We start from the raw sequence: 16,551 nt of genomic DNA, 5'->3' as shown, positions 1-16,551 counted from the left end.
AATATTTATTAATTAAATTTTATACCTTTACAAACAGCAAATCTAGCGTTTTTTATCGTGATAAAAAGGTATATCTTTACAAACAGACCAATTCACATTGTGAATGGGTGGTTTTGTTATCGGGATATATCATGCCTCGTCTCACCGGAGAAAACAAAAAATGGTAATTGCAAATTATAGTAAAATAATTAGAAACTGTATGGTGATGTAGAACGTTTAATTTAGTAAGAATTTATTTACAGAGAGGTGTATGATGAAAAAAACTATGCTATTTACTGCTCTTCTTTTTCTCATGCTAGTGGGTTGTGGCGAAAATGAAAAGTTTACAGGAATAGATGATCGCTTAACTAGAGTGGATGTTCAAGAAATCAACTCAGATGGAAGTTATGGGGACGTTGTAATGATTACGGAAAAAGATACGATAGAGTTATTAAGAACAGTATTAGAAAAAGTTAAATGGAACCCTAAAATGAAAGTGGATATGAAACAAGGAAAAGATGGACAAGCTTGGATGGTATGAGATTCGCACCCGAGGGGTGGAAGAGGGTGGAATGCACATTGATATCTATGAATTGAATGAGGATCGGTTGAATGGCGAGAATCAGATTGAGATTCCCGATATGGTGTTAGAGCTGTCGGAGGAAGAAGGGAAATGGAATATCTATTCAATGAAGGTGTTTACACCTTAAATACAGGGTTCTATATGGAAATGCCCGAGAGTGTAAGGGGGGATTTATGATTTATAAATGGAGCGAGGAAAAATGGGATGAAATCAATATGTTAGCCCTGTAACTCATCAAGCAGCCTGATAGCAGATCAAAAAAATTAAAGTGTGCAATAGATTTCATGTGCATTAATGATTCGGATTTCATGGGATATCAGGAAAAGGTAACGGTGTATTAATAAGAATCCTGATCAATAAGATCGAGAAACATGAGTAAACATGTATTATAAGATTTAAAGGTTAGTGTGCCAAAGAATCACTGTTTTGGCACACTATTTTTATAATGGTTCTTGTTCAATCGTTGGAAAGGGAGAGTGGTTGTTATTATTATGTTTATTGATGATAAATGTATTATGTACGAGAATTTTAACTTTATGGGAAAGGAACCGTGCGGAATGTTTGGATTTCCATGAGCGGTTCAGTCGAATGGTATGGGGACTAATCCGATCTTCTAATTGAAAAATCAAAGGCAGTATACAGATTTCAGGTTTTATTTCGGGCTATTATAGGATATAATCTTATCATCAGACGATATAATTATAATCATGGATTACCACTCAAAAAAATTTTTTCTAATTATCAATTTAGAATAGATTCATAAATCAACTATATGAAAGGAGATACAATGCTACAAGAAAACATAAGGCAAGTAAGCCGCCGTAATAATCTATCACAGAATGTTGTTCAACAATTAATAGAGTTAATAATGGATGGAACGATTGAGAATGGTGAAAAATTACCTGCAGAAAAGCAACTAATGGAGATGTTTGGAGTTGGGAGAAGTACTTTAAGAGAAGCTATAAGAGCATTGGAAGTTTTAGGTTTAGTTGAAGTTAAGGTTCCAGGAGGGACATTTGTTGTCGAAGAGTTTGGAGATTTTTTCACAAAAAATTTAGGATTAATTTCAAAAATAAGCTTTAATAATATTATCGAATTAGTGGAGGCTAGAGCGGAACTGGAAGTTATATTAGTTGATATGGCTGCTAGGAAAGCTACTAAAGAAGATATTAAAGAATTAGAAGAAAATATTAATAAAATGAAAAATTGTTCTGGAAATGAGGAGTTCCTTGAAGTTGACTTGGAATTTCATATTTTAGTTTCAAAAATTGCAAAGAATTCATTTATGTCTCAAGTAATGAACATATTACGTGAAGTTACCAGAGAATGGATATCAAAAGTTATAGGAAAATATTCAGTGAAAGAAGAAGTTATAGCACAACATGAAAAAGTATTTTTAGCTATAAAAAATGGAGACCGTAATTTAGCAAAAGTGGCTATGGCAGAGCATTTAAAAAGTGTAGGAGATTTATTATTAGAATATCATGATGAAGTGTAAAAAGAAATATTTTTCTTAATATCTGTTTGGCTGTTGAGGATTCTCGACAGCCTTTTTTTATTAGTGTTTCAGGGTTATGTTTAAGAGTGAAAGGACTCATTCTTTGTACTTAATATTTAACACAAAAAATATTGGTTCCATATAAAAAAAGTATTGACCATAATATTCGGAAAGTTTATAATTCCATTAACAGATGGTCAGACTATCAGATTATATACTTATTGAGTAGTCGGGACTGCGCTTAACCAAATATATAGGAGGGATTTTAGATGAGTACTGTATAGGAAGAAGTAAAGACATTTCAAATGTATATTGACGGAAAATTTGTAAGTAGTTCTACAGGAGAAACGTTTGATGTAATTAATCCATCAACATAAAGTATTATTTCTGTTATACCAAAGGGATCCGTTGAAGACACAAAAAAAGCAATTGATTCTGCTTTAAGAGCACAAAAATCTTGTTCACCGCAGATTATATGGATTATATGGCAGATTGGGCGAGGAAATATGAAGGTGAAATTATACAATTTTTCGGACCGGTACTTCCAATTATGATTGTGAAAGACTATGAAGAAGCAATTCAATATGCGAATGATTGCGAGTATGGACAGACCTCTTCTATTTTCACTAAAAATATTGATACTATGATGCGTGCCATTCGCGAACTGGAATTTGGAGAAACGTATGTAAATCGTGAAAATTTTGAAGCGATCCAAGAGTTTCACGCAGGTTGGAAAAAATCAATTGGTGGAGCTGATGGTAAACATGGTCTAAATGAGTATCTACAGACTCATGCAGTATACCTACAATTCAACCAATAATATATGTGACATTTTGTCACAAAAAGGAGAGATTTTAATGCATATTACAAAATATCAACCTGTTATAAGTAGATATAAGGAAGTTAAACCTTTTGAAATGGATGAAGGCGTTTTATTTCATGACATGATGATTCAAGATATGGGACCTAAAACCATTATCGTTGGTTTAGCGACATTTGAACCTGGAAAATCTTTACCATGTCATATACACAATGTTGAAGAATCCGTTACGATTTTAAAAGGTCATGCTTTTTGTGATGTAGACGGTGTTCGCACATCGTTAGAACCGTATGATACCTCTTTTATTCCAGCAGACATCCCACATCGTTTCGTAAATGCTAGTGATACTGAGGGGCTAATCATCTTGTGGGCTTATTCGCAGGTGGACATAGATTTGAATCATGTAGATGTAGAACGGATTATTGTAGAAACCGACTTATGTATGTTACCAAAATCTCAACGATCCTAATATGAGGAAAGATATAATGACAGATACCCAATTTATAGCATATAAGAACGAATATTCAATTGATTATGAAGTTCTAGAACAATTTAGGGAAATACCGACTTCGTAAATTTCATAAAAGAGTTAAAGGTGGCAAAACATGTCTGTGGATTAAATATAAATTCAGTATAGAAAAAACAAAAAAAGAGGAGATTGTTATGATGAATCAAAGAATTAGAAAAAAGCTTAAAAATGGTGAAACTACCTTTGGACTATGGGTCACGTTGGAGAGTCCATCTATTACAGAAATAGCCGTTGAATTAGATCTTGATTGGATTTGCATTGATTTAGAACATGGATACCTTAGTTATCAGCAAGTTGCTGGACATCTTCAAGCGGCAAATGGATCAAACCTTAGTGTTTTTGTTAGAGTCCCAACCCACGCACTTGAATCTGTTAAACGTGTATTAGACCTAGGAGCTCATGGAATCGTATTACCTTTGGTAAGATCTGCGGAGGATATTACTACGATTCAGCAATACACTTATTATCCACCTAAAGGACAAAGAGGTTTAGGAGGAGAGCGTAATGTTAAATGGGGATTAGGCCTTAGGGAATATACAAGCAACGCAAATGACGACATCATGATCATTCCAGTAATTGAAACAAAGGATGCAGCAGAAGCTATTGATGATATTTTGGCACTAGAGGGTATTGAAACGATCCTTTTTGGACCAGGAGATTTGTCCTCAAGCTACGGATATCTTGGGCAGTGGGAAGGACCAGGAATGGCAGAGTTAATTTTGGAGATGAAAGAAAAGGCTTCAAAACTTGGGATTGGAAGTGCCGTTATGGCGCGTAACACAGAGGATGCTAAATTGCGCAGTGATCAAGGATTTGCCATGGTTGGTCTAGGTTCAGATGCTGGTATGGTAGTTAGACATGTGGGAAAACTGCTTGCTGATCTTGGAGTAAAAGAAATCGATCATCGCTGGTTTTAATACATTCCTTTTTCCACACAAATTGCAGATCGGGACGGCATTTTTGCAATCCTAGCAAAAGTGCATATTCTATTACATTTTTACTAGTTAGATAATCTAATTTAATAATTATCAAAAATATTAAGAGAGTACCATGAAAAGGAAAGGAGTTTTATATATGTTGGAAATTAGCAATAACCAAAGCTTGAAAGGTCGGGTGGCCATCGTTACTGGAGCGACAAGGGGGATTGGTGCTGCCTGTGCCCGTGCTCTGGCTCGAAGCGGATGCCATATTGTCATCATTGATATCTTATCCGGTGAAGAAACTGCAAAGGCCATCGAATCGGAATTTCCTGATATCAGGGCCCTGGCTATGCAGGTGGATATACGTAAGAAAGAGGAGGTGCAAAAAGCGGTTAGCGAAACGGTCCAGCGCCTGGGCAGAGTGGATATCCTCGTCAATAATGCAGGGACCTCTACACGCGTAGGACTGGAGGAAACGACCATGGAGGATTGGCAGCGCGATATTGAAACGAACCTCCTTGGCACCTTCCTATTTACGCAAGCGGTGATTTATCCTCATATGAAGAATCAAGGCTATGGGAAAATCATCAACATCAGTTCGATTTCCGGCATTATTGGAGGGGTTACGTCTGCACTTCCCGGCAGCGATGGGGGAAGATCCGGCCCGGCTTATGCTGCTTCTAAAGGAGGCGTTATTGCCCTGACGAAGTGGGTGGCTAAGGAAGTCGGGGAATTTGGCATCTATTGCAATAGCATCGCCCCGGGAGGAGTCGTAACTGAACTGACCAAAGGGTATGAGTATCCTTTAGACAGACAGCCGATTAAGCGGATGGGCGATCCGGCAGACATTGCCGAGGCCGTCGTCTATTTGGCTTCTCCGGCATCCAATTATGTGACCGGCCAAGTCCTGAAAGTTTGTGGCGGGCTCGCGATTGGATAATCCAGAAGGTAAATCCATCATGATTATCGGTGCCGTCAGACCATTCCGTTTTTGACCAAACGACTGGTACAATTTTCGGTTCATTAGTTAAAGGTACAGACCTCATGCAAGTATACTATCTGAAGAATTTATTTTAAAACCAAGCTCGTAAAAAACCAAATTAGAAAAGAGGTAAAATACAATGAATGAAAAGATGAACACTGGTGTCCCTTGCACACGTAATCCTCTGATGGAAGGATTCACTGAAAATTACTTTGAGACAAAGGACCATGTGAAGCTGCGTTACCTACATAAGGGCAGTGGAATGCCTCTCATCCTGCTTCACGGTTTTAGCGATGATGCTGACTTGTGGTCTCTGAACGCCCCTGTCTTTGCTGAAAAATACTCTGTCTATGCTTTTGACCTGCGAGGACACGGATTTTCTGTGGCAGACCACGGAAATCGTATTTCCCGACTGGCAACCGACCTTCATGAGTTTATTGAGGCACTGGATGTTCCCAAGGTGAACCTGCTGGGCTATTCTATGGGCTGCAGCGTAATCTGGAGCTATATCGACCTGTTTGGTCAGGACAAGATCCATAAGGTTATTTTTGATGATGAGCCCCCTATGCTCGTGGCAAACCCCAGATTTACCCGTGAAGAAGTTATGCTCACCGCAAGCAACCGCATGGACTTCTGGCATCTGTGCAATGCCGTATATGACCATGGCTGTGCATGGAACTCGGAAAGCCCTTTCTTCGAAGCATTCCCGGCTTGTTTCGATCGCGGCATCCTGACATACACGGATGAAGAAGTCGCCGCTATGCCAGATAACGTCCATGCTAAGATTGCACAGCGTCCGCAGACCCCAGTAACCGATGGCAAATTCCTGGCCAGTCTGCTGAAGGATCACCTTCTGCTTGACTGGAGAGACCTGATACCTACCATCAGCGTGCCCGCCATGTATCTGACCGGTGATGTGAGCCACGCCGTGACTCTTGAGTGTGGCAAATGGATGAGCGAAACTATGCAGAATTGCAAATGGGTCCGTTTCTCTGCAGAAGAGTTCGGTAACCACGATTTCCTTTGGACTGCCTATATGAAATTTAATCGCGTTGTAATGGAATTCCTGGAGGAGTAATCCTGGAGAAGTATAGGATTCTGAAAATAATTGTATCAGCTTGAGAGATAGGATAGATATAAGGCCTGTAGTTATGTTCCTGATACAGAGCTATTGTATATCCAAAAATTTCATCCGCCATCATTACCTTGAGAATAGTTCAACCTTTTAATTTATTAACAAGCCACATAAATGGAGCCAGGCATGGAATTAAAAAATGTATCATTCGTTGGAAAGACCAGTATTGTCACTGGTGCGTCCCAAGGGTTTAGACCGGCTTGAGTCAGTTATTTCGTTGAAGAACTGAAGAGGAGCCATTCCTGTAATGAATTAATTTGGATTTTGAACAAAAAAAGAGCCTCTAGTATACTGGGGAACGTTCCGACCAAAGAACAAATCCCAATTTACTAGGAGGCACTACCACGAAGTATAAGCATAGCCAGAAGCAAAATCAACGACTTGAACAAATTACCGATTCGACTCTCGTTGTCGGAACTGACTTTGCAAAAAAAGACGCATGTTGCACGCGCTGTGGATTTCCGAGGTATAGAGTTAGGGAAAGAATGTGTCTTCTAATGAACGTGAAGGATTCACCAAATTGGTTCAGTGGATGAAGGGATTACAGAGGGTTCATAACAAGACTCAGATCGTTTTGGGGCAAACTTTCTTAAGCAAGAGTATACCGATCTTCGTATTTTGATGAACCTTCGTGAAAAGGTGATGGTGAATTCTAATCAGGTAAAGCTACGGGTTCAGAACTGGTTAGATCGTTATTTTCCGGAATACCAAAAATGGGAAGGTAAAGCTTCCTTGATGACCCTTCATGAGTTCCCCATCCCACAAGAGATCGTCTCTTTAGGCGCCTGGACGATTCTCGGGCGTTGGAAACATGAAGTGAAACGAGCAGTAGGTTTGAAGTGAGCTGAGAAACTCGTGGCTGTTGCCTATGTCTCCATCGGATGAACACAAGGACTTGCCTCTGCCAAGCTGGAACTCAAAGCGTTATTGGAGCAGTATGAACTCTATGCTCGACAACTTGAAGAGATTATGAAGCAAGTGGAGCAACTATTGGAACTATACTAACCTTAGAGGAGAGTAAATATGGCTTGGTTATTTCTTATTGTTGGAGGTGTTTTAGAGGTAGGTTGGGCTTTAGGTTTGGCATATTCTAATGGGTTTACAAAATTAGGAGTAGTTGTACCTACGTTAATCTCAGCAGTGTTCAGTTTTTACTTTTTTTCGAAATCTTTGAAACTGTTACCTGTATCTACCGCGTATGCCGTTTTTACAGGTCTTGGATCTTTCGGAACTGCAATTATAGGAATCGTATTCCTGGGTGATTCTGTGAGTGTGTTAAAAATCTTATTTATCATAACCTTAATAAGCTGCATTATCGGATTGAAATTTGTATCTAAAGAGACTGAAACTGAGGGAAGTAAATAATATGAGTTGGATTTTTATCGTTATCGCAGGATTACTGGAAGTTGGAGTAGTTATATCCTTGAAGTTCTCTGAAGGATTTTCAAGATTAAAACCTACATTAGCTTTTATAAGCTTTGTGTTACTAAGTTTATTCTTCCTTTCCTTGGCCCTGAAAGAAATTCCAATTAGTATTGGTTATGGTATATGGACAGGTATTGGAGCAGCTGGAAGTGTCTTAACAGGGATGTTTTTATTCAAAGAAACTAAAGACATGAAGAGACTATTTTTAGTTGCTGGTATTATTATAAGTATAGTTGGACTAAGATTAGTATCTTAAAAATCCCGGGTATGGGTGTTGTCACCCTTGCGGGATTCCTCGCAGAGGTAGGCGAAGAAGCAATCCATCATTGCTTTATGTGGAAAGTTGATTCGTGTCCTTCACACGGATCTTTAACAAGATACTGCGGTATTTCTTATGGAATCACTTTATGGAATCGGTTTCGTGTGAGGAATTGCATTCAGTTTTCTAAATTAGAAGGAGAAGGATAATGAAAAATTATTTACAATTAGCTGTGATCTATTTAAGTTCATTTACTTCATGGTTTTTTGTTGTTCCAATGATTGTCTATGGGTATATCACTAACAGCTTCCCCGGGCAGAGCTCACTCACTGTTCTCATGATGACACTGCCATCGTTATTCGCTATGATCGGTGGATTTGCCGCGATACCATTGACGCGCATTATGAGTAAGAAATCTATTGTGATTGTTGCACTGTGCCTGAATCTAATCGGCGGTCTGATTATCCTTTTCATGGGAACAAGCAGTTTGACAATTGCATTGATTGGGGCTGCAATCACCGGAATTCCTGCAGGATTGCTACCCTCGGTGAATAATGTAGTTCTGCCAATCATCGCACCTAAGAAACTTCGCGAGAAAGTAATCGGATTTGATTACGCCATGCTTACATTGGGGATGGTTATTGTTACTGCCTTATCAGGCTTTCTTGCATCTGATGGAGACTGGGTGAAGGCGTACAATGTATTTTATATAATTATTCCAATTATTATTATTACAATATTTTTCTATCCAAAGATAGATGAAAATTCAACCCAGGAAATTGCATTGACTACAAATAAGGAACGAACCAATCCATCCCTAATATCCGTTTTATCTAAAATTCCCAAATTTGTTTTTTCCCTTTTGATTGTACGGTTTATCGCAGGATTTTTCATTATGGGACTTCCCTTAAATATCTCTGATTATTTCATTAATGAACGGCATATTAGCTCCAGTATGGTTGGACTGGGCGCTTCCGCGGCAAATCTCGTTGCCATGTTTGGAACAGCGTTTTTATTTATATGGATGAAGAAATTTAGAGGATTCAGTCTTATGATGGCGTTAGCATTCAGCGCAATTGCCGGTTTAGCCTGCTTAATTCTACCCGATGTGTACGCTAATTTTGCTGGATTTATTTTTGCGGGGGTGGGGGCTATGATTTTCGCCTCGGCTGTTAATACGCTTTTAGTTTTAGGATTCAAGGGTAAAATGGCTGAAACTATTAGCTCTTTATGCATTGTAGCCATGTTCGCCGGGGAATTCCTTGCAGGATATGTTCCTCCTCTGCTATCCGAGCTGATATTTGGTGGCGTTACTGCTTCGGCAAATATACAGGTTGCCAGTGTTGGGTGTATCATTATCGGTATTGCCTCTGTACCGTTTTGTAAAATTGCATATAAGCACCTATTTGCTTCGGAAAAGAAAGAGGAGAGTTACGCGGATGAAAAACTCTCTATGTAAATAAATAACTTTGTGACTGCAAGATTGATGTAAGAGTTTCTATTTGTCGAAATGCGATGGTTGTTGAAGTGTTTTTGAGCTTAATTAGATCTATCGTAAACTAATTTGAGGGCGGTGATGTCTTGACTTAACGTTTAGTAGAAAATTTTGCAAGTGAAGGATCTTAAGATAGGTTTGGTGCATGGTCCTAACATTTAAAATGTCATTAACCAGGAAATTTTAAACTCTGAGTGATATCTATAAACTGTTTATAATGCGGTATAAGTAAAGTGAATAACAGTTTGCTTATAACAAGAATTTCAAAATTTAAATCAAAATCTAAATGATGAAGAGAGTGATATAAATGAATAACAGAATCGATCCTGAATTAAGAAAGTTTCTTGAAGAGTACCCACCTCTTGATTTAGACAATGTAGAAACAACAAGACAGGGATTGGCTTCAATATCCCAATCTATTGAATTACCAGTTGATAAGTCTATTACTATTTTTAATAGGATGGTACCTGGTTCAAAAGACAACCCTTTAGTAAGGATACGAATTTATCAACCAAAGAATAAAAGTGAAACATTGCCGGGCCTTTTATGGATTCATGGTGGTGGTTATGTATTAGGTAGTCCAGAAGATGATGATATTATATGTCAACGTTTTGTAACAGAAGCTAATTGCGTAGTAGTTTCTGTCGATTATCGCCTTGCTCCGGAAAATCCGTATCCAGCAGGATTAGAGGATTGCTATTCGGTACTTAAATGGTTTTTTGACCAGGCAGATGAATTAGGAGTAGACCCAACTCGAATTGGAGCAGCAGGAATTAGTGCAGGAGGAGGTTTAACAGCAGCTCTTTCTTTATTGGCAAGAGATAGAAAAGGACCGGAGTTATGTTTCCAGATGCCGTTGTACCCAATGATTGACGATCGTAATAATACACCATCAAGTTTAGAAATAACAGGAAATATGGTTTGGAATCATGAGTTAAATCAAAAAGGATGGACGATGTACCTAAATGGTGCGAATGGAACAGAAGATGTATCTAAGTATGCGGCTCCATCTCGTGAAACCAATTTTGCAGGACTTCCTTACACCTATACATGCGTAGGACAATTAGATCCTTTTCGTGATGAAACACTCGATTATGTAACTCGGCTTAGTCGTTCTGGCGTTGATGTTGAATTCCATCTATATCCGGGATGTTTTCACGGATTTGAATGGTTTGTACCAACGGCATCCATTAGTCAGCGTGCGGTTGCCGAATATATAGGTGCTGTTAAACATGTTTTACATCGTCATTCAGTAATTAAAAATAAGTAGATTTTTTAATAAAGGAGTAGAACCACATGCCCATCAAGCTAAGGGATAATTTGGATAAGGGGATCAGGAAATTATACTTCTATTAATTCATCCCTACGTGGATGTAGTAAAAATAAGCATGACAAATAAACCTCTCAAGAGACCATTTTTTAAAGGGCTATGCCACTTTCTTTTCTGACGTGTTATACTCATAGACGACACCCAAAATATCAAAGACTGTTTTTTCTCATAGTGATGAGATTTTCGTCCGTTCCTTTCTAGAAACAGACGAAGCAGGATCTTCGATATTTCTTGGGTGTTTTCTTGTACGGCTCGGTGTGGAGAGGCATAAGGCTTGTATTCACTTAGCTTTCTTTTCTTCCTCCCTAAGAGCTGGCGCATTTGAAACATCGTAGATAAACATAGGGGTATTCCGATCAACTGACCATAAAGATGACATTCCAATCGTTCGAGCTTTATTTCTTTACAGCGATGAATCTGAAAGAAGGACTTCCATGTTTTAAAGAGAATTTTAATCTGCCAGCGTAAGTAATACAGGTCGAAATAGTTCGCATACTCACTTGAGATAGTTCCAGATCCATGGAATTTTTGCTGGAGTAAAAGCGAAACTAATTGCTGCAGATAACGCACAGCAGCCTGGTTAAAGCGTTGATTCAAACCTTCCGGACTTATGAGAAGACCGGTCGTTGACTCTAAAATACTGCAAAGCTGGTTGAGAGAGGTCGTTGCGACTTGCTGACTCAACCAAACACATAGAGCTACTAAATCTTGAGTCCGGTATTTACTCGTTCGTTGAACAAAATGAAAGGAGATACAATGGCAAGTAAGCCGCCGTAATAATCTATCACAGAATGTTGTTCAAGAATTAATAGAGTTAATAATGGATGGAATGATTAAGAATGGTGAAAAATTACCTGCAGAAAAGCAACTAATGGAGATGTTTGGAGTTGGGAGAAGTACTTTAAGAGAAGCTATAAGAGCATTGGAAGTTTTAGGTTTAGTTGAAGTTAAGGTTCCAGGAGGGACATTTGTTGTCGAAGAGTTTGGAGATTTTTTCACAAAAAATTTAGGATTAATTTCAAAAATAAGCTTTAATAATATTATCGAATTAGTGGAGGCTAGAGCGGAACTGGAAGTTATATTAGTTGATATGGCTGCTAGTGGTAAAGCCAAGTTAATTTTTTAGAAAATCGCCGAATACACGCTACTGACGACACAAATGTTCCTTAACAATTTTTTAATAATTCAAGGGAAAAATTCCAAGTTGCCCTCAATTTAAATTCTGCATAGAACATGCATAAAAAATGGTTGCAAAACAAACCGCAACCATTTTCTTTATTAAACTATAGAATCCCGTCCCTCGGTATTAAGGGTGTTTCTCACGTATGCTCGCTCCCTCGGTATTAAGGGTGTTTCTCACGTATGCTCGCTCATTCGCAGGATTTCATCACCTCAAAATCAGATGAGTGATGGAAAGTAAGTCGGATTAAACCGTTGGTGGTGAATTTGGGCATAGTTAAATAGAAGAAACGATGTCGATTCTCCTTGGAAATATTTTACTGCACGCATCCTCCACAATATAACCTTGGAGGTTCACCCTCCCACGGCTCAACGGGTCATTGCCCTTACATTCCTTCGTTACACCTGTCCAAGGTGTGGAGACCGATTACGGTTTAGCGAACGGGTCTGTGCCCTTCTGAGGATCGAACTCGGTCCTCCGTGCTTTCTTTGTAAAATCCTGCGAACGAGCCAATTTACGTTAGGTAAAATATCGTGAAATTAGAGGATGTAGCTCCGTAGCGAACCTGACCGAAGGGAAGGTGAGCTAGGAGAACATCTTTTTCTAAGCCGCCTGATCGTAGACAGGAGCAGCTTTATCTGGACAAAAGGATTCTCCATGATGAACGATTCCGATTAAGATTCGGGCTAACTTTCCTAGCAATTTAAATATGGAGCGTTGTTTCTTCATGTGCTTGTTTTGTACGTTATGCTCATGCCACTGTTTAAAGGCTGGATTATTCGCTACCAGTTGAGTCGTAGCCAAATACATATACTTTCGAAGGGTAGCATCTCCACGTTTGGAGAGAATGATCTGCCCTTTTCGCTTTCCCGACGTACTTTCAGCCAAGTTTAATCCTGCTCTTCGGAGTAATTGGCGACCATGAGCATATTGTTTGAGATCACCTGCACCAGCTAGAATGGCTGCCGTGAAGATAGGTCCAAGACCCTTAACGGATCGTATTTGCTCGGCCATAGGAATCTCACCAAGTAGAGCCAAGATCTCTTTTTCTATCTTGTTTAGGATTTCAACGATACGTTCATATTGCTCAAGTAACCGTTGTAAATCTTGTTTGGCTTCATCGAGAGCCACCGTGTCTCCGATGCTATGTTTCGCTTCATGAAGGAGGTAAGAAGCTCGTTGAATACCCGTCGCACCACCGGGTCGCTTCATATGTTTTTTCCAACGTTGAATCACTTCTTCTACAGTTAAGGACTGAAGGTCGGTTGGAGTAGGAAACTCCTTTAGCGTGGCCATCGACCGTGGGCACGTCCAGTCTTTAAACACGGAAGGATACTCAGGGAACCGAATATCTAACCATCTAATGATTCGATTCTGCAAACGGACACTGTTCGTGATCCAAAATTCTCGATCATTCATGATGGTTTTCAACCTCTGAAAGGACTGTTCTTGACGTTTGTAATCCGAGTAATAGCCTCGACTGACCACATCGGCGATGACCAGTGCATCTTTTGGGTCACTCTTAGAAGGGGTATTGTCACGGTTCTCTTTGTTTCGTTTGGTAGTTGCCGGATTCACTAAGACGACATTGACTCCCTTGTCTAGCAGCCAGTTTGCTAGATTAAACCAGTAATGTCCAGTTGGCTCCATACCAATAATGAGGTGATTCAGGCGATGTTTTTGTTGAAGTCCCTTCATCCAACGTTCCAGTTTGGTGAATCCCTCTTGGTCATTCATGAAGGTAAGATGCCGATTGGAGAGGACGATCCCACGAAAGTTCGTCGCTTGGGCCACATGTTTTTCCTTCGCCATGTCGATTCCAACCACAAGATGAGAAGGGGTAATTCTTTCTATCCGTTGATTTTGACCATGAGATTGTTTAAACTTCATAGTAAGAGCGCCTCCTTGATGGGTTTTTAGGGCTTTGACCCTGTGCACACCCCCATCATACCGAGGTACTCCTTTTTTGGCAAAGACCATTTCTTAGCCTCTACAGGAATGTTTAGCGGAACAACAAATCGATAAACGCAAGTATTAAAATTAAAACAATTAGAATATAATACCAAATTGGCGGTTTCCAAGTGTATTTTCGATTTAACGCTACTCCAATAACTACAAAAATGGGGGTTATAGCTTGAAAAATATAGCTTCCTCTAAGGGTTATATATGAAATGACCGCAATTAGCAGGAGAACTAGATTAAGAAACAGCATCTTATTTATGACAATCAACCCCAATAATCAGATTAAATCGTTTGATGAAATTCTACTTTGGTAAAAGTATAACATAAAGTAAAAAAGCCGATTTTTCCTACGCTAAGGAACCATCGGCTTTAATTCATTGATTAAGTGGTCTTAGTGAATTTAAGCTTGCTACTTTCTTCATATCAAAGGTGTATTCGCCAAGAAAATTAATATGTTCCCATCCCAAAGGGGAAATATGTTTTAGTAAGTCTTCTCGTAAAATTCCTTTTTCTTTAAGCAATTTTGTGGCTTCAGTAAGATATACGGTGTTCCATATGCTAATAGCGTTAATTATAATGTTTAAAGCACTGGCTCGTTGAAGCTGATCTTGCAATCCTCTTTCTCGTAATTCGCCTCGTTTTCCAAAAAACAAGGCTCTCGCAAGGCCATTCATTGCCTCGCCTTTATTTAATCCTCGCTGAATACGTCGACGTAAGGCTTCATTAGATATGTAATCTAAAATAAAATTGGTCTTTTCGATTCTTCCCATTTCACGTAAAGCAGTAGATAGTTTATTTTGCCTTGCATAGGAACCTAATTTCCCCATTATGAGCGACCCGGACACCTTTCCTTCTCGAATAGAATGAGCTAAACGGAGTACGTCATCAAAATTTTCTTGAATAATCTTTGTATTGATTCTTCCACGGAGTAAATTTTCTAGACTGGGGAATTCACTAGGCTTTTGAATCGTGTATAATTTGGCATCCGCTAAATCACGAAGCCGGGGTGCAAAACGAAATCCTAGTAAATGGCTTAATCCAAAGACCAAGTCAGTATAGCCAGCTGTATCTGTGTAATGCTCCTCAATATTTAATTCTGTTTCGTGATGAAGCAACCCATCGATGACATGTACAACATCTCTTGCATTGGTATTAATGACTTTCGTATAAAAAGAGGAGAATTGATCGCTAGTAAAACGATAAATCGTTGCTCCTTTCCCTGTGCCGTAATGCGGATTGGATTCGGCATGCAGCGATGAGACACCCACTTGCACACGCATTCCGTCTGATGATGAGGTACTGCCATCCCCCCAATAAGAGGAAAGCGCAAGCTTATGTTGAAAATTTACTAAAGTTGCCTGTGCTCGATTTATAGCGTCATCATACAAGCGCCATTGTGCAGCATTTGCCATCTGGTGGTAAGCCATCGATAGTAACCGCCTCTGGAAACACCTAATACTTTGCACATCTTTTCGACTCGGAACTTGAAGCGGTGGTCGTAGATGAAGGAGTATTTTACTTCCGGTCTTTTGCAAAGATGTGCATCGCCTTTTTTAAGATGGCGTTCTCCTCTTCTAAATCGCGAATTCGTTTTTGTAAATCCCTAAGATCCCTTTCATCAAGAGGAGGTTGGAAACGTCTAAGCTCTTTGTGGAATCTTGTCCTGTCATTTGCTTATATTGCTTGACCCAACCATGAAGAGTATGGACGGAAATGTCTAGCTCCCGGGCCACTTGAGATACGGTTTTCTTTGATTCAAAGATATGTTCTACCGTTTCACGTTTAAAATCTTCATCATATTTTCTTATCTTTCTCATGTAGACACCTCGTTTGTAAGATCAACATTATTATAGCTGGATAGAAAGACAGTCACAAAGGCAAAAAAGGGTTCTCCTAGTTCGCCTTCCCTTCGGTCAGGCTCACTACGGAGCTACGTCCTCTACCTAAAAGAACTTAACCTATCCATCATCGATTTCTACTTTTGTGTCTACTATTTAGACTACCATCAGAAAAAGCATAAATACCCCTAAATCACAAAAGATTTAGGGGATATTTTTATGCTAAGCGAAATTCTTCTCTTAGTAGATTTTTGACTTCATTATTTCCAGTAGGAAAAATCGGCTTTTTTTATGTCAAAATTTGCTTAGCGTATGTTTTGCGCTTTTTGTTGGTGAGACCCCTAGAAAGCTAATTTAACAATAATTGTAGTTTTCTGAATTTTTTTTGTTAATAGATTGAACTGACTTTCACGGACAAGAATAAGATAGGCAGGTTCACTTATTATCTATCCTAAATTAACAGATCCCAAATCTTCACTTTCACTGACCTTTGGAACGGGAAGCTTATAGACATTCTTAAAAAATATGAAAGATCAACATTTATTACGAAAATGTTTTATCTCAGGAATTCCATAACAGAATCATTAAACTTCTTATAAGCAGTCTGGTTGAGGTC

The 16,551-nt window shown here is 39.0% G+C and carries 14 protein-coding genes and 4 pseudogenes; 14 read left to right on the top strand and 4 right to left on the bottom strand.

The genetic code is table 11. The features are described from left to right. The first annotated feature begins 253 nt into the window (after nucleotides 1-253). The 13 genes and pseudogenes from ABLT31_RS36815 to ABLT31_RS36755 all read left to right on the top strand — a co-directional run bounded on the left by ABLT31_RS36815 (nucleotide 254) and on the right by ABLT31_RS36755 (nucleotide 10,895). On the top strand, nucleotides 254-520 hold the full coding sequence (locus ABLT31_RS36815; protein ID WP_367760697.1) for a hypothetical protein: 267 nt from the start codon (nucleotides 254-256) through the stop codon (nucleotides 518-520). Continuing rightward, the gene (locus ABLT31_RS36810) at nucleotides 498-689 is read left to right on the top strand and encodes a hypothetical protein (RefSeq protein ID WP_367760696.1); all 192 of its coding nucleotides are present in this window, start codon (nucleotides 498-500) and stop codon (nucleotides 687-689) included. Before ABLT31_RS36815 ends, ABLT31_RS36810 begins: the two co-directional genes overlap by 23 nt. A gap of 660 nt (nucleotides 690-1,349) precedes the next feature. After that, nucleotides 1,350-2,060 (top strand): FadR/GntR family transcriptional regulator, encoded by a 711-nt coding sequence (locus tag ABLT31_RS36805; protein WP_367760695.1) that lies wholly within the window; start codon nucleotides 1,350-1,352, stop codon nucleotides 2,058-2,060. A gap of 523 nt (nucleotides 2,061-2,583) precedes the next feature. Then, nucleotides 2,584-2,880: pseudogene (locus tag ABLT31_RS36800) on the top strand (aldehyde dehydrogenase family protein); the annotation flags it as partial. A 37-nt stretch (nucleotides 2,881-2,917) separates the two neighbouring features. Beyond that, nucleotides 2,918-3,349, top strand: a complete 432-nt coding sequence (locus tag ABLT31_RS36795) for a cupin domain-containing protein (protein WP_367760694.1) — start codon at nucleotides 2,918-2,920, stop codon at nucleotides 3,347-3,349. Nucleotides 3,350-3,546: 197 nt separating this feature from the next. Beyond that, nucleotides 3,547-4,326 (top strand): HpcH/HpaI aldolase family protein, encoded by a 780-nt coding sequence (locus tag ABLT31_RS36790; RefSeq protein ID WP_367760693.1) that lies wholly within the window; start codon nucleotides 3,547-3,549, stop codon nucleotides 4,324-4,326. 157 nt (nucleotides 4,327-4,483) lie between these two features. Continuing rightward, nucleotides 4,484-5,269, top strand: a complete 786-nt coding sequence (locus tag ABLT31_RS36785; protein ID WP_367760692.1) for an SDR family NAD(P)-dependent oxidoreductase — start codon at nucleotides 4,484-4,486, stop codon at nucleotides 5,267-5,269. Nucleotides 5,270-5,450: 181 nt separating this feature from the next. Further along, nucleotides 5,451-6,389 carry an alpha/beta fold hydrolase gene (locus tag ABLT31_RS36780; RefSeq protein ID WP_367760691.1) on the top strand — a complete coding sequence of 313 codons (939 nt, stop codon included), beginning with the start codon at nucleotides 5,451-5,453 and terminating at the stop codon, nucleotides 6,387-6,389. A gap of 446 nt (nucleotides 6,390-6,835) precedes the next feature. Next, a pseudogene (locus ABLT31_RS39125) lies at nucleotides 6,836-7,439 on the top strand (IS110 family transposase); the annotation flags it as partial. 30 nt (nucleotides 7,440-7,469) lie between these two features. Continuing rightward, nucleotides 7,470-7,811, top strand: a complete 342-nt coding sequence (locus ABLT31_RS36770) for a DMT family transporter (protein WP_367760689.1) — start codon at nucleotides 7,470-7,472, stop codon at nucleotides 7,809-7,811. Between the two features lies 1 nt (nucleotide 7,812). Beyond that, a complete protein-coding gene (locus ABLT31_RS36765; protein ID WP_367760688.1) occupies nucleotides 7,813-8,127 on the top strand; it encodes a DMT family transporter in 315 nt (104 codons plus the stop codon). 211 nt (nucleotides 8,128-8,338) lie between these two features. After that, the gene (locus tag ABLT31_RS36760; protein ID WP_367760687.1) at nucleotides 8,339-9,589 is read left to right on the top strand and encodes an MFS transporter; all 1,251 of its coding nucleotides are present in this window, start codon (nucleotides 8,339-8,341) and stop codon (nucleotides 9,587-9,589) included. 343 nt (nucleotides 9,590-9,932) lie between these two features. Then, nucleotides 9,933-10,895 (top strand): alpha/beta hydrolase, encoded by a 963-nt coding sequence (locus tag ABLT31_RS36755; protein WP_367760686.1) that lies wholly within the window; start codon nucleotides 9,933-9,935, stop codon nucleotides 10,893-10,895. Nucleotides 10,896-11,052: 157 nt separating this feature from the next. On the opposite strand, the pseudogene ABLT31_RS39120 reads toward ABLT31_RS36755, so the two are convergent. After that, nucleotides 11,053-11,435, bottom strand: a pseudogene (locus tag ABLT31_RS39120) (IS4 family transposase); the annotation flags it as partial. A 271-nt stretch (nucleotides 11,436-11,706) separates the two neighbouring features. Here ABLT31_RS39120 and ABLT31_RS36745 point away from each other — a divergent pair. Continuing rightward, on the top strand, nucleotides 11,707-12,081 hold the full coding sequence (locus ABLT31_RS36745) for a FadR/GntR family transcriptional regulator (protein ID WP_462976587.1): 375 nt from the start codon (nucleotides 11,707-11,709) through the stop codon (nucleotides 12,079-12,081). 657 nt (nucleotides 12,082-12,738) lie between these two features. Here ABLT31_RS36745 and ABLT31_RS36740 read toward each other — a convergent pair. From ABLT31_RS36740 to ABLT31_RS36730, 3 genes and pseudogenes are all read right to left on the bottom strand, one after another. After that, a complete protein-coding gene (locus tag ABLT31_RS36740; RefSeq protein ID WP_367760684.1) occupies nucleotides 12,739-14,025 on the bottom strand; it encodes an IS110 family RNA-guided transposase in 1,287 nt (428 codons plus the stop codon). A gap of 446 nt (nucleotides 14,026-14,471) precedes the next feature. Then, a pseudogene (locus ABLT31_RS36735) lies at nucleotides 14,472-15,524 on the bottom strand (transposase); the annotation flags it as partial. A 147-nt stretch (nucleotides 15,525-15,671) separates the two neighbouring features. Then, nucleotides 15,672-15,914, bottom strand: coding sequence for a transposase (locus ABLT31_RS36730; protein ID WP_367760683.1), 243 nt, complete (start codon nucleotides 15,912-15,914; stop codon nucleotides 15,672-15,674). Between the last annotated feature and the right edge of the window lie 637 nt (nucleotides 15,915-16,551).

This window comes from Ammoniphilus soli (assembly GCF_040813775.1).
The sequence above is the reverse complement of the archived record's forward strand: the minus strand, read 5'-3'. Positions and strand labels throughout refer to the sequence as shown.